The organism is Streptomyces pimonensis, assembly GCF_041380215.1.
In the GTDB taxonomy this organism is placed as follows: domain Bacteria; phylum Actinomycetota; class Actinomycetes; order Streptomycetales; family Streptomycetaceae; genus Streptomyces; species Streptomyces pimonensis.
Window position 1 is genome coordinate 1 of the sequence record NZ_JAHWZY010000056.1, and the last position, 13,541, is coordinate 13,541.

9 protein-coding genes are annotated in these 13,541 nt (G+C 73.8%); 5 read left to right on the top strand and 4 right to left on the bottom strand.

Translation table 11 applies throughout. The features are described from left to right. The coding region (locus tag KYY02_RS31480; protein WP_371244014.1) for a hypothetical protein at nucleotides 1–286 on the top strand (286 nt) is incomplete at its 5' end. A 286-nt stretch (nucleotides 287–572) separates the two neighbouring features. On the opposite strand, the gene prfB is transcribed toward KYY02_RS31480, so the two are convergent. The 3 genes from prfB to KYY02_RS31495 all read right to left on the bottom strand — a co-directional run bounded on the left by prfB (nucleotide 573) and on the right by KYY02_RS31495 (nucleotide 4,850). Continuing rightward, nucleotides 573–1,679 (bottom strand): peptide chain release factor 2, encoded by a 1,107-nt coding sequence (gene prfB, locus KYY02_RS31485; RefSeq protein ID WP_371244016.1) that lies wholly within the window; start codon nucleotides 1,677–1,679, stop codon nucleotides 573–575. A gap of 161 nt (nucleotides 1,680–1,840) precedes the next feature. Beyond that, the gene (locus tag KYY02_RS31490; RefSeq protein ID WP_371244018.1) at nucleotides 1,841–3,082 is read right to left on the bottom strand and encodes a serine/threonine-protein kinase; all 1,242 of its coding nucleotides are present in this window, start codon (nucleotides 3,080–3,082) and stop codon (nucleotides 1,841–1,843) included. Nucleotides 3,083–3,191: 109 nt separating this feature from the next. Further along, nucleotides 3,192–4,850 (bottom strand): serine/threonine-protein kinase, encoded by a 1,659-nt coding sequence (locus tag KYY02_RS31495; RefSeq protein WP_371244020.1) that lies wholly within the window; start codon nucleotides 4,848–4,850, stop codon nucleotides 3,192–3,194. Between the two features lie 460 nt (nucleotides 4,851–5,310). Between KYY02_RS31495 and KYY02_RS31500 the strand changes: the two genes are divergently transcribed. Next, nucleotides 5,311–8,889, top strand: a complete 3,579-nt coding sequence (locus KYY02_RS31500; protein ID WP_371244022.1) for an FHA domain-containing protein — start codon at nucleotides 5,311–5,313, stop codon at nucleotides 8,887–8,889. 18 nt (nucleotides 8,890–8,907) lie between these two features. Here the strand turns inward: KYY02_RS31500 and KYY02_RS31505 are convergent, their stop codons facing one another. Then, complete coding sequence (locus tag KYY02_RS31505) at nucleotides 8,908–9,528, bottom strand: hypothetical protein (protein WP_371244024.1); 621 nt, start codon at nucleotides 9,526–9,528, stop codon at nucleotides 8,908–8,910. A gap of 254 nt (nucleotides 9,529–9,782) precedes the next feature. Here KYY02_RS31505 and KYY02_RS31510 point away from each other — a divergent pair, with 254 nt between their 5' ends. The 3 genes from KYY02_RS31510 to KYY02_RS31520 all read left to right on the top strand — a co-directional run bounded on the left by KYY02_RS31510 (nucleotide 9,783) and on the right by KYY02_RS31520 (nucleotide 13,489). After that, a complete protein-coding gene (locus KYY02_RS31510; RefSeq protein ID WP_371244057.1) occupies nucleotides 9,783–11,141 on the top strand; it encodes an ABC transporter substrate-binding protein in 1,359 nt (452 codons plus the stop codon). Nucleotides 11,142–11,148: 7 nt separating this feature from the next. Then, nucleotides 11,149–12,498 carry a carbohydrate ABC transporter permease gene (locus tag KYY02_RS31515; protein ID WP_371244026.1) on the top strand — a complete coding sequence of 450 codons (1,350 nt, stop codon included), beginning with the start codon at nucleotides 11,149–11,151 and terminating at the stop codon, nucleotides 12,496–12,498. Between the two features lie 91 nt (nucleotides 12,499–12,589). Beyond that, entirely contained in the window at nucleotides 12,590–13,489 is a 900-nt protein-coding gene (locus KYY02_RS31520) for a carbohydrate ABC transporter permease (RefSeq protein ID WP_371244028.1), read from the top strand. Nucleotides 13,490–13,541: the final 52 nt, after the last annotated feature.

The window sequence follows — 13,541 nt, forward strand, 5'->3', positions numbered from 1 at the left end:
CACCACCGGCACCGCCGTCACCACCACCGGCACCGCCGTCACCACCACCGGCGCCACCGTCACCACCACCGGCACCGCCGTCACCACCACCGGCACCGCCGTCACCACCGGTACCGTCGTCGCATCCCGGGTCGACCACGATGTCGCAGATGGGGTTCTCGTCGTCGGCCTGGGCGACACCCGCCACCGCCAGCGACGCACCCGCGGCGACCACGGCACCGGCTGCGATGCGCGCGATGCGAATCCGCATCTTGTTCGTCATATGTGTGCTACCCCCAGTAGCTGATCGTCGATGAGGCCGCGCGAGGGGCGGTGATCAACGGGGGTGACTGTGACGAAACGCCCCCCGGTTCACATGCGCCCCAGAGATACGCATGCCACGCTTCACCCTCCCCACTTTCCAGAAGAACGTCAAGGCCGTTGCGTACGCGATGTCCCCCCTACGCACGCTTTGCGGAACAACGAAACCGTGAGTGTGACGCACATCCCCGATGCCACCGGACGAAAAAGGCAACTGCCGTCCAAATGACGGCAGTTGCCTTGTCGACAAATCCGCGTTCACGCGGAGGGGGTTACTTCTCCTGCTGCTTGCGCCAGCGAATTCCGGCCTCCAGGAAACCGTCGATCTCGCCGTTGAACACGGCCTCGGGGTTGCCGACTTCGTACTCCGTGCGCAGGTCCTTGACCATCTGGTACGGGTGCAGCACGTACGAACGCATCTGGTTGCCCCAGGAATTGCCGCCGTCGCCCTTGAGGGCGTCCATCTTGGCCTGTTCCTCCTGGCGGCGCCGCTCCAGGAGCTTGGCCTGGAGGACGTTCATCGCGGTGGCCTTGTTCTGGATCTGGGAGCGCTCGTTCTGGCAGGAGACCACGATGCCGGTGGGGAGGTGGGTGAGCCGCACCGCGGAGTCGGTGGTGTTCACACCCTGGCCGCCGGGACCGGACGACCGGTACACGTCCACCCGCAGCTCGGACTCGTCGATCTCGATGTGGTCGGTCTGCTCGACCACGGGGAGGATCTCGACGCCCGCGAAGGAGGTCTGGCGGCGGCCCTGGTTGTCGAAGGGCGAGATGCGCACCAGGCGGTGGGTGCCCTGCTCGACGGAGAGGGTGCCGTAGGCGTAGGGCACCTGGACGGAGAAGGTGGTCGACTTGATGCCGGCCTCCTCCGCGTACGACGTCTCGATCAGCTCGGTCTTGTAGCCGTGCTGCTCGGCCCAGCGCAGGTACATCCGCTGGAGCTTCTCGGCGAAGTCGGCGGCGTCGACGCCACCGGCCTCCGCGCGGATGTTGACGAGCGCCTCACGGGAGTCGTACTCGCCGCTGAGCAGCGTCCGGACCTCCATCTCGTCCAGCGCCTTCTTGACGGACTCGAGCTCGGCCTCGGCCTCCGCACGGGTGTCCGGGTCGTCCTCCTCCTCGGCCATCTCGAAGAGCACGGCGAGATCGTCGATCCGGCCCCGGAGTGCCTCGGTCTTCCGCACCTCGGCCTGGAGGTGGGAGAGCTTGCTGGTGATCTTCTGCGCCTCGTCCGGGTTGTCCCACAGGGACGGCGCGGCCGCCTGCTCCTCGAGCACGGCGATGTCTGCCCTCAGCTTGTCGAGGTCCAGAACGGCCTCGATCGACTCCATGGTCGAGGAGAGGGACTTGAGCTCTTCGGATACATCGACGACTGCCACGCCCTCCAGCGTAACGGCTCCGCGCGCCGGCCCACGCAGTACGGCGGCACGAGGGCGCCGCCGGGGACGGTCCACTCGCCGGCGCCGGCGAGGTACCGCTGCGCCCGCCCTCCCCCGCTCCCGGCTTCGCCCGGGCGGGGGAGGGCGGGCGCAGCCACGTCTCAGGGGCCGGCCGGCGCGGAGTTCCGGGTGTCCTGGGGTGGGGGCGTGCCACCCTCCGTCGTGGCCAGCCAGGTGCCGACGACCGCCGCCACGAGCACCACCGCCGCCGCCAGGGTGAGCCGGCGCCGGCGGGCGACCGCGCGGTTGCGGGCGGAGCCCGGTCGGGGCGCACCCGCCGCGCGGGGCGCGCGGGCCGTGCCGCGGGCGCCGCCGGCCAGTTCGTCGGGGGCCGGCACCCTCATCGACGTGTGCGTGTCGCGGTTGGAGTCGGCCGGTTTCGCGCCCGGCACCAGCGGGACCGCACCGCGGCGCCGCACCGGCCCCCCGGCGGCCCGGGCCGCCGGGGAGGGCTGAAGCTCCTCCCCGGTCTCCTCGGCGGGCCCGGTGTCCGGCTCGTCGACGTCCAGCGGCGGCATCCCCGCCAGCATCGGCAGCAGCTCCCTCAGCCGTGCGCCCAGCTCGGAGGCGCGCAGCCGGGACGCCGGGGCCTTCGCCAGGCACTGCACCAGCAGCTGCCACAGCTCGTCCGGGACGCCGGGGAGGGGGACGACCGCCTCGGTGACGTGGCGGCGCAGCACCGCGCCCGGGTGTCCGCCGCCGAACGGAGTGAAGCCGGCGAGCAGCTCGTACAGGACCGTGGCCAGCGCGTAGATGTCGACCGACGCGCGCGGGGGCAGGCCCTCGACGATCTCCGGCGCCAGGTAGTCCGGCGTTCCGATGATCTTCGTGGCCCGGGTGCGGCGGGGGGTGTCGATGAGTTTCGCCACGCCGAAGTCGGTCAGCAGGGCGCGGTGCGAGCCGCCGGGGCCGAGCGGGCCCTCCATGTCGAGCAGCACGTTCTCCGGCTTCACGTCCCGGTGCACGACCCCGGCCGCGTGGGCCGCCGCCAGCCCGTCGGCGACGTCGGCCGCGATCGCGACCGCGGCCTCCGGGGCCAGCCTGCGCTCCCGGTCGAGGCGGGTGCGCAGGTCCGTGCCGCGGACGAGGTCCATGACCAGTGCGAGGTCGTTGCCGTCGACCACCATGTCGCGCACGGAGACGACGTGCGGGTGCTCCAGACCGAGCAGCACCGTCCGCTCCTGGACGAAGCGGCCGACGAGCTCCTGGTCCGAGGAGAGATCCTCACGCAGCAGCTTGATGGCGACGGGCCCGTCGGGGCCCTCGCCCAGCCACACCGTGCCGGCGCTGCCCCGCCCGAGGATCTGATGAGCGGTGTACCGGCTGCCGATTCTCCGTGCCAAGACTGCTCCTACCGACGCGTGTTGTCGCCAAAGCTACGCGTCCGGGGCGCCGGCCTTCACAGCGGATCCGGAAATCAGCCCTCAGGTGTCGACAAATCAGTAAACAAGCTCAGTTCGTCCCGGAGGGGTCCGAGGAACCGCCCAGGTCCTCGATCCAGCCCGTCACCGAGCCGAACCAGTCGCTGAGCTGGTCCCAGTAGCCCTTGCCGGTGCCGATCCAGTCCTGGAGCGGGCTCAGCTCCCAGATCAGCCACCCCGCGACGAACAGGATGACGACCGTGAACAGGCAGCCCTTCAGACAGCCCAGGCCGGGGATGCGCATCGGGTTGGCGCTGCGCTGCCGAGGCTGCCGGGACTCCCGGACCGGGCGCTGCGGCTCCGGCGGCGGGGCGTACCGCTGCGGCGGCTGGGGCTGCTGCCGACGCTGCGGCTCCGGCGGCGGGGCGTACTGCTGGGGCCGGTGCTGCTGCGGGTGGCCGTACCCGGGGCCGGGCTGCTGCGGCTGCTGCGGGGGCTGCTGCTGCGGGGGCCGGGCGACCTGGCGCTGGGGGCGGCGGCGCAGCGGGTCCTCGCGGGGGTCGAGGTACTGGACCTGGGTCTGCTCGTTGCGGTCGCGGGCCGCGCGGAGCTGGTTCTGCCAGGGGTGCGGGTCCTCCGGGCCGGCTCCGGGTCCGCCGGGCTGCCCCGGCGGTACGGGGGGCATGACGGCCGTGGGGTCGGCGGCGCCGACCGGGCCGCCGGTCTGCGGCAGGACGCTGGTCGCGCCGTTGGGGTCGTAGGAGCCCGCACCGTGCGGCAGCACCTGCGTCGGGTCGGCGTCACCGGGTGCGCCGGGCGTGCCGGGTACGGGCGCGGGGGCCGGGTCGGGGGCGAGCAGCGCGCCGACGTTCTCGGCGGCGCCGATCTGCGCGGAGTTCGCGTGCACGCCGATGCCGTCGGCGACGACGCGCAGGCCGCGCGCGAGGTTCTCGGCGCCGGGCCGTTCGTCGGGATTCTTGCGCAGGCAGCGCTCGATGACCGTCCACAGCGGGTCGGGGACGGTGGAGGGGCGGCGCGGCTCGGCGCTCAGGTGCTGGTGCAGCACCTCCAGGGCGGTGCCGCCGGAGAACGGCGGGCGGCCGGTGACCAGCTCGTACAGCAGGATGCCGGCGCCGTAGATGTCGACGGCGGAGGTCTGCGGGCGGCCCTCGGCGGACTCGGGCGCGATGTACGCGGGCGTGCCGACGAACTCGTGGGTGCGGGTCAGGCCCGGGGAGTCGGCGAGGCGGGCGATGCCGAAGTCGGTCAGCATCGGGTGCATCTCGCCGCCGGTCTGCCTCAGCAGGACGTTGGCGGGCTTCAGGTCGCGGTGCACCACGCCGTCGGTGTGGCTGGCGCCGAGCGCGTCGGCGATCTGCGCGGTCAGCAGGGCGGCGGCGACGGGGGTGAAGGGGCCGTTCTCACGGAGGTACCGGTGCAGGTCGGGGCCCTCGACGAGGTCCATGACCAGCGCCAGCAGATCGCCCTCGACGACCAGGTCGCGGACCCGGACGATGTTGGGGTGGGTGAGCCGGAGCAGGACGGACCGCTCGCGCAGGAAGCGCATCACGACATCGGCGTCGTTGGCGAGCTCCTCCTTGAGGACCTTGATCGCGACGGTCTCGCCGGGCTGTCCGGGCACGGCTGCCTCGGCGCCTGCGGTCTCCCGCTGGCGGGCTCGCCAGACGGTGCCCGTGGCGCCGCGACCGAGCGGCTCCTCGAGCAGGTACTTGCTGCCGACTGGCCGCACGTCACGCACTCCCTGCTGCCTGCCCGGCGCACACCCTGGTCCACCGCGCTACGGAACGTTCCGACCCACTGTAGTGCCGCCGCGCGCGATACCGGCCGGTCGCCTTCGAGGTGATCTCCCCGTGGGTCCTGCGCGCCGGTTCCCGTCCGTGTTCGGAGTTTCGCAGGAAAGACGCTCGACTCGGTCCGTTGGTTGCCGCAGGCCGGACGCGACCGGTCCCGAGTGGACCCGGAGCGATCATTCGCTCCCCACCGGTCAGGCACTTTTGCGGGCAGAGCCGACCAATCAAGATCATTCGATGTCGGAGGGCGGGCGCGTTGTCGGTGGCAGGTGCGAGGATGCGTGCAGTACTGGCCGTACGTGCGCGTGTGGCGGTGGGGGAAGTCCGCGGTGGGGGACCGCGGGGCGGTGGTGTCCCCCCGCGTCGCGGGCGCCCGCGCAGAAGGGACCGCTGACGGCGATGCAGATCCGGCTGACCGTCGTAGACCCGCTGGGCCCCTCCTCCCCCGCGCGGGGGCGGGCCGCGAGCTGTGACGTGCTGGTCACGGCGCCCGCGGGCACGGCCCTGGCCGCGGTCGCCTCCGCGCTGGCCTCGGTGCTCCCCGGCGGCGACGGCCCGCCCGGCTCCTCGGGCACCCCGGTGCTGTACGCCGGCGACCAGCGGCTCGACGCCCAGCGCTGCACGCTGGGCGAGCCGCCGCTGATCGACGGCGCGGTGCTGGTCGTGGGCGCCCCGGGCGAGCCCGAGCCGCATCCCGAGCTGGACGAGGCCCCGACCCGGCTGCACGTCGTCGCCGGTCCCGACGCGGGCGGGGTGCACCTGCTGCACGGCGGCGAGATCCGCATAGGCCGTTCCGTCGACGCCGACGTGCCGCTGGACGACCCGGACGTCTCCCGGCTGCACTGCGCGGTGACGGTCGCCCCGGACGGCGGCGTCTCGGTCGCCGACCTCGGCTCCACCAACGGCACGACCCTGGACGGCCGGCGCGTGGGCCCCCGCCCGGTCCGCCTCGCCCCGGGCGCCCTCCTGCGCATCGGGGAGTCGGCCCTGCGCCTGACCCCGGCGGCGGGTCCCCGCGCGCGAGCGGCGACGACACCGGACGGCGAGGGGCACGTACGGGTGCCGCCCCCGGCCCGGCAGGCGGGCGACGAGGGCGCCCACCCGCGCGTGACGGCGCCGACGGCGCCCACCCACCACGCCCACGGCCCGGCCGGCTGGGCCGTGACGGCACAGGACGCACGGGAGACGCCGGACGCTCCGGGGCCGGACGGCGCGAGCGGGCTGCCGCGGGTGCCGGCCCAGGGCCGCGTCCCCGGGATCGAGCGCACCGGAACCGCCCCCGGGGGGCGCGCGGTGCACACGGCCGCCCGGGGAGACGTGCCCCGCCTTCCCCGGGGCCGCCGCGTGTCGCGGCCGCTGCCCGCCGACGGGGACACACACGCGGGGCGCTCCGGCGTGAGCGGGCGCGGGGCGGACCCCGGCGTCGTCGACCGCTCCGCCGGGACGGCGCCGGACGGGGTCCGGGACAAGGCGGCCGGCGACGCCGCTCCCGGTCGTGGCGCGGGCGCGACGTCCGTCCCGGCGTCCGGCCGGACTCCGGGCAGCACTCCCGGCCCGGCCACCGACAGCGCGTCCGGCCGTCCCACCGGCCCGACCGCCGGTCCCGTCACCGGCCACATGCCCACCGGCGCGTCCCCCGCCCCGTACGAGGAGCTCCCCGGCACCCGCAAGGGCACCCCCGTGCGCGGCACCGAGCTCCCCCGGCCGGCGGGCGGGCGCAGGCGTGGCGGGCTCACCGCCTGGGCACGGCGGCTGACCGGCGGGCGGCAGGAGCCGGAGGCCACGTGGGCCGCCCACGACGAGGAGGGCTCCGCCACCGCGCCCGACCCGGGCGTGGCCGCCCCCGCCGTGCCCGAGACCTGGCCGGACCCCGCCACACTGCTGCTGACCGCGCTCGGCCCCGGCCCCCGGTTGTGGGAGCGCGGTCCGGGCCACCCGGAGGCGCTCGTGGTGCGGCTCGGCACGGCGGACCGGCCGGCGCCGGACGGCTCCGGTCTGCTGCCCGTCGTACCGGTGACCTCGGGGCTGCGCGAGGTCGGCGCGCTGGGGCTGGCCGGCCCCCGCGAGCGGGTCACCGGGCTGGCCCGTGCGGTGCTCGCCCAGATCGCCGCGCTGCACTCCCCCGACTGCCTGGAACTCGTCCTGATCGCCGCGGACCCCTCCCGCTCCCTGGCGGAGCGCACCGCCGAGTGGTCCTGGCTGGGCTGGCTGCCGCACGTACGCCCGGGGCGCGGCCAGGACTGCCGCCTGCTCCTCGCGCACGACCGCGAGCAGGCCGCGGCCCGCGCCGAGGAACTGCTGCGCCGGCTGGAGAAGCACGAGCACGCGGTCCCCCGCGTCTCCGGCGGAGGACCGCACGAGGGGCTGCACCGGGAACGGTACGAAGAGCGGTACGAAGGGCCCTGCACCGTGGTCGTCGTGGACGGCGACCCCGGCGACCCCGAGGTGCACGAGGCGGTGGCGCGGCTGGCCCTGGAGGGGCCCCGGGCCGGGATCCACGTGGTGTGCCTCGCCGAGACGGCCGCCGCCTCCCCCGCGTCCCCGGTGACGGAGACGTACGAGGCGGCCTGCGCGGCGGCCCCGGCGTTCCGGCGGTGCGGGGCCGTCGCCCTGCTCAGCGGGGACGTGGCGACCACCCTGCGCCTGCTGCGGGTGGCCGGGACCGGCTCCGGCCGTCCCCCGGGCCCCGTCGGCCACGGCACCCTCGCCACGGTCGACGCGGTCTCCCCCGCCTGGGCCGAGCGGTTCGCGCGGGCGCTCGCGCCGCTGCGCACGGACGGCTCCGGCGGGGAGCGGCACGCGCGTGTGTCGGCCCCGCTGCCCCCGTCGGCGCGGCTGCTGGACGAACTGGGCCTGGCCCGCGCCACCCCGGCCTCGCTGATGGCCCGCTGGGCGGACGCGGCCGAGGACACCCGGGCGCTCGGCGGACGCGTCACCGCCGTACTGGGCGCCGGCCCGCACGGCCCGGTCGTCGCCGACCTCGCCGCCGACGGACCGCACCTGCTGGTCGAGGGGCCGTCCGGCAGCGGTCGTACGGAACTGCTGCGGGCCGTCGTCGCCTCGCTGGCCGCCGCCGAGCGCCCCGACCGGCTGGCCGTCGTGCTGGTCGACGGCCGGGGCGCGCCCACGGCGGGCGCCACGTCCGGCGAGGGCCTGCGCGTGTGTACGGACGTACCGCACGTCACCACGCATCTGTGCGCCAACGACCCCGTGCGGATGCGGGAGTTCGCGCAGTCCCTGAGCGCCGAGCTGAAACGGCGCACGGAGCTGCTGGGCCGGTCGGACTTCGCGGAGTGGCACACCGGGCGGAAGCTGACGGACCGGATGGTCGCCCAGCGCACGACCGCGTCCCGCGCGGGCGCGGCGGTCGGCGGGGAACAGAACGGTGACCTCGACACCCCGCCCAGTTCGACGCTGCGGCTGCGGCCCGGGGCGGACCGGCGCGAGACGGGGGCGCCGCCGCTGCCCCGGCTGGTGGTGGTCGTGGACGACCTGGACGCGCTGGTCTCCCCCGCGCTCGGTTCGCCGGGGCGGCCCGCCGCCGGATCGGTGATGCGGGCGCTGGAGGCGGTGGCGCGCGACGGCGAGCGGCTGGGCGTGCACCTGGTGGCGGCCACCGGGCCCTGCGCCCGCACGGCACAGACCGAGCCGGTGCGGCAGGCGTCGCTGCGGGTCGCGCTCGACGCGGCGGTGCCGGGGGGCGGGCCGGACGAACCGGCGCCGGGGCGGGGGCGGCTGGCCCGTCCGGACGGGCGGGTGACGGCGTTCCAGGGCGGGCGGGTGACCGGTCGCATCCCGCGGACGGCGACCCTGCGGCCGACGGTCGTTCCCCTGGAGTGGCACCGCATGGGAGATCCGCCGGCCCGCCGGCAGGTGCGCGAGCTCGGCAACGGCCCGACCGACCTGGCCCTGCTCGCCAGCGCGTTGGAGCGGGCGGCCCGTCAGATGTCGGCGGCGAAGGTGCCGTCGCTGCTCTGACTCCCGGGCGGAAGCCGGTCAGTGGCCGCCCCGGTTCTCGACGCAGGGTCCCGTCCCGGGCTGGGGCTCGACGTAGGCGCCGTGCACCTCGGTGGTCAGCTCGTCCTTCGTCACGCGGCCGGAGACGCAGACGACTCCGGTGTGCACGCTGTAGTGCCCGTTGCTGATGAAGACCCCGTGCTCCTCGCCGCAGCCGAGCCGGGCCAGCGCCGCCGCGATCCGCTCCTGGGCGAAGCTGCCGTACTCACCGGAGCCGCCCTTCGCGCGCACCTTCTCCAGCTCCGCGCGGACGAGTTCCGCCGACGCCGCCCCCGAGGCCTGCTGCTCGGCGGTCAGCGATGCCCGCATCCGGTAGGCGTGGTTCTCGGCGTAGTGGGGAGCGCCGTCCCCGGCCCCTTCCCGCCGGCCGTCCGTGCCCGTGCCCGTGCCGGAGGAGCCTGACGGCGCGGAGGAAGCCGACGACGCGGCGGGGGACGGCAGGCCCGTCGGCGCCCCGGCCGGCTGCGCGCACTTCGGCCGGGGGGCGAAGGACGGCCGAGGGCTCGCCGACTGCGCCTGGAGGCCGCCCTGTTGAGTTCCGCACGCCGTCAGGGCGAGTGTCAGGAGGGCGATTGCGGTGACCGGTCGTCCGATGAGCATGCGCACAGCATCACGGGTGGGAGCGCGTGTGTCACGAGTTGGGGTACTCACTCGCGATGACCCCTGGTCACGACGCGGTCACGATCGTGGACTCGGGACGGGACGCGCTCTTGCCACCCCCATTCTCCGGGCGTAGACCAGAGCGCACGGACAGTGCTCGAACGTTCGGCGAAGTACGACGGAGTACGAGGAACGGGGCAGTGATGCGCAGCACGAGCAGGATCATCCGGATACGCAGGTCGCCCGGCGGCCACATGACGCCGCCCCGCTCCCGCCGGGGCGTGAAAGCCGCCGCCGCGCTCGTCGCGGGCGTGCTCGCGGTCTCGCTCACCGCGTGCGGTGGCGACGACGGCGAGGACGACGAGGACAGGGACGGCAAGACCGGCGGGACCGGGAACACCGTCACCCTGCCGAAGCTGGACGGCGCGAGCCTCGAGGTCGCCGCCGTGTGGACCGGCGCCGAGCAGAAGAACTTCAAGCAGGTCCTCGCGGAGTTCGAGAAGCGCACCGGCGCCAAGGTGACCTTCGTCCCCGCCCAGGACCCGATCATCAACTTCCTCGGCTCGAAGGTCGCGGGCGGCGCCCCGCCGGACGTGGCGCTGCTGCCGCAACCGGGGGCCATCAAGCAGGCCGTCGACAAGGGCTGGGCCAAACCGCTCGGCGCCGAGGCGGTCAAGGAGCTGGGCGAGAACTACTCGCAGGGCTGGCAGGACATCGGCAAGGTCGACGGCAAGCAGTACGGCGTCTACTACAAGGCCGCCAACAAGTCGCTGATCTGGTACAACGCCCAGGTCTTCGAGAACGCGGGGGTCGCCGAGCCCAAGACGTGGGACGAACTGCTCACCGTCGCGCAGACGGTGTACGACTCCGGTGTCACCCCGTTCTCGGTCGGCGGCGCCGAGGGCTGGACGCTGACCGACTGGTTCGAGAACGTCTACCTCTCGCAGGCCGGTCCGGAGAAGTACGACCAGCTCACCAAGCACGAGATCAAGTGGACGGACCCGTCGGTCAAGCAGGCCCTGACCACGCTCGCCGAGATCTGGGGCAAGAAGGACTACGTCGCGTCCGGGGCGCTGCAGACCGACTTCCCGGCGTCCGTGACGCAGACCTTCACCGGCGGCGACCAGCCCAAGGCCGGCATGGTCTACGAAGGTGACTTCGCGCAGGTCAACATCGGTGAGACCGAGGCGGAGATCGGCACGGACGCGAAGGTCTTCCCGTTCCCGGCCGTCGGCGACACCGCGCCGGTGGTCTCCGGGGGCGACGCGGCCGTGATCCTGGAGGACTCGGAGGCGGCACAGGCACTGGCCACCTTCCTGGCCTCCCCCGACGCGGCGGCGATCCACGCGAAGCTGGGCGGCTTCCTCTCCCCCAACAAGGGCGTCGATCCGTCGGCGTACCCGAACGCCGTGCAGAGGAAGATCGCCGAGGCGCTGGTCGCGTCCGGCGACGACTTCCGCTTCGACATGTCCGACCAGGCCCCGCAGGCGTTCGGCGGCACGCCCGGCAAGGGTGAGTGGAAGGCGCTGCAGGACTTCCTGAAGAACCCGAAGGACGTCGCCGGTACGCAGGCGAGGCTGGAGGCCGACGCGGCCGCGGCGTACGGGAACTGATCCGGCGATGGCGTCGGACACGGCGGCGGGGGCCCCGAAGACGGCCCCCGCCGCTCCCAAGTCGCGCAGGAGCGTCACCGGCACCCGCGCAACCGTGGCGGCGCTGTTCCTGCTGCCCGCGCTGGTCCTGCTCGGTGCGCTCGTGGTCTACCCGATCGGGTACTCCGTCATCCGCAGCTTCTACGACCAGTCCGGCGACGGCTTCGCCGGACTCGACAACTACCGGGCCCTGTTCACCGACGACGGCATCCGCACCGCCCTGAAGAACAACGTCGTCTGGGTGGTGTTCGCGCCGACGGTCGCGACCGCACTGGGTCTGGTCTTCGCGGTGCTGACCGAACGGGTGCGCTGGGGCACGGCGTTCAAGCTGGTCGTCTTCATGCCGATGGCGATCTCGATGCTGGCGGCCGGCATCATCTTCCGCCTGGTGTACGACCAGGACCCGGACAAGGGCGTGGCGAACGCGGTGTGGGTGGGGGTGCACGACACCTTCGCCCAGTCGTCGGCGTTCCCGAAGGCGCATCCGGGACGCGAGTCGCCGCTGGAGCCGGCCGACGGGGGCGCCTTCGTCACCAAGGGGACGGTGAGCGCCGGTGACGCGGTGACGCTGCCGCTGGTCGGCGTCGCCCCGGACCTGATGCCAAACGACGCGGAACCGGCCGCCGCGCCGAAGCCGGAGGGCGACCGGATCACCGGCACCACCTGGCAGGACTTCACCCGCGGCAAGGGCGTCGGCACGCTGAACACGGTCGACGCCTCGGAGCTGGGCTACGCCGGGATGAGGATCGAGGCCGTGAAGGGCGGCGAGGTGGTGGAGACGGCCACGGCAGCCGCAGACGGTTCGTTCTCCTTCTCCTCGAAGGCCGAGGGCGCCCGACTGCGGCTCCCGGCGAGCAACTTCGCGGAGCCGTACAACGGCCTGAACTGGCTCGGCCCGTCCCTGGTCACCCCGGCGATCATCGGCTCGTACATCTGGATGTGGGCGGGCTTCGCGATGGTGCTGATCGCGGCCGGGCTCGCGGGCATGCCCCGGGAGCTGCTGGAGGCCGCGCGGGTGGACGGCGCGAACGAGTGGCAGGTGTTCCGGCGGGTCACGGTGCCGCTGCTGGCGCCGGTCCTCGCGGTCGTCACCGTCACCCTGATGATCAATGTGCTGAAGGTGTTCGACCTGGTCTTCATCATCGCCCCGGGCTCCTCCCAGGACGATGCCAACGTCCTCGCGCTGGAGCTGTACCGCCAGGGCTTCTCGGCGGACCAGCCGGGCATCGCCAGCGCGATCGCGGTGTTCCTGCTGCTGCTCGTCATCCCGGTGATGTGGTTCAACGTGCGGCGGCTGAGGCGGGAGGTGCGGCGATGAACCGACATCGCCCCGGTGGCTGCCGGGGGTCCGGAGGCCGCCTCCCGGGCGGGCTCGGTAACGTGCGGCGGCTGAGGCGGGAGGTGCGGCGATGAGCGTCACCAAGGACGATGTGCCGCCGGTCCCCCCCGTCGGGGCCGAGCGGTCGCTGGGTTCCCGGCTGAGCGGGTGGGTGAGCGGCGGCCTGGTGCGCGTCTTCCTGATCGTCGTGGGGCTGTTCTGGCTGGTCCCGACGGTCGGGCTGCTGCTGGCCAGTCTGCGCACCCCGCAGGACATGGCCGCCGACGGCTGGTGGAAGGTGTTCACCGAGCCCTCCCAGCTCACCTTCGGCGCCTACGAGGCGCTGCTGGAGAACGACGACATCACCGGCTCGCTGCTGAACACGGTGTACATCACCGTCCCGGCGACCGTGCTGGTGGTGGTGATCGGCTCCCTCGCCGGGTACGCCTTCGCCTGGATGGAGTTCCCCGGCCGTGACTGGTGGTTCCTGGCCGTGGTGGGGCTGCTGGTGGTGCCGGTGCAGGTGGCGCTGATCCCGATCGCCGAACTCTTCGGCAGCCTGGGGCTCTTCGGCTCCGTGACCGGTGTGGTCCTCTTCCACGTCGGTTTCGGCCTGCCGTTCGCGGTGTTCCTGCTGCGGAACTTCTTCGCGGAGATCCCGCGGGAGCTGCTGGAGGCGGCCCGGCTGGACGGCGCGGGCGAACTGCGGCTGTTCGTGCGGGTCGTGATGCCGCTCGCCGGACCGGCCATCGCCGCGCTCGGCATCTTCCAGTTCCTGTGGGTGTGGAACGACATGCTGGTCGCGCTGATCTTCACCGACTCCGGCAGCCAGCCGATCACGGTCGCCCTGCAGACCCAGGTACGGCAGTTCGGCAACAACGTCGACGTCCTGGCGCCCGGCGCGTTCATCTCGATGGTGGTCCCGCTGGTCGTGTTCTTCGCGTTCCAGCGGCAGTTCGTCTCCGGTGTGATGGCGGGTGCGGTGAAGTAACAGACGTACACGTCGCGTTGAAGGGGCGGACCGCCGCGGGTCCGCCCCTCCG

Coding starts and splice junctions, on each gene's coding strand:
- KYY02_RS31500 (WP_371244022.1), top strand. CDS start 5,311: ATGCAGATCCGGCTGACCGTCGTAGACCCGCTGGGCCCCTCCTCCCCC.
- KYY02_RS31515 (WP_371244026.1), top strand. CDS start 11,149: ATGGCGTCGGACACGGCGGCGGGGGCCCCGAAGACGGCCCCCGCCGCT.
- KYY02_RS31520 (WP_371244028.1), top strand. CDS start 12,590: ATGAGCGTCACCAAGGACGATGTGCCGCCGGTCCCCCCCGTCGGGGCC.
- KYY02_RS31510 (WP_371244057.1), top strand. CDS start 9,783: ATGACGCCGCCCCGCTCCCGCCGGGGCGTGAAAGCCGCCGCCGCGCTC.
- KYY02_RS31505 (WP_371244024.1), bottom strand. CDS start 9,528: ATGCTCATCGGACGACCGGTCACCGCAATCGCCCTCCTGACACTCGCC.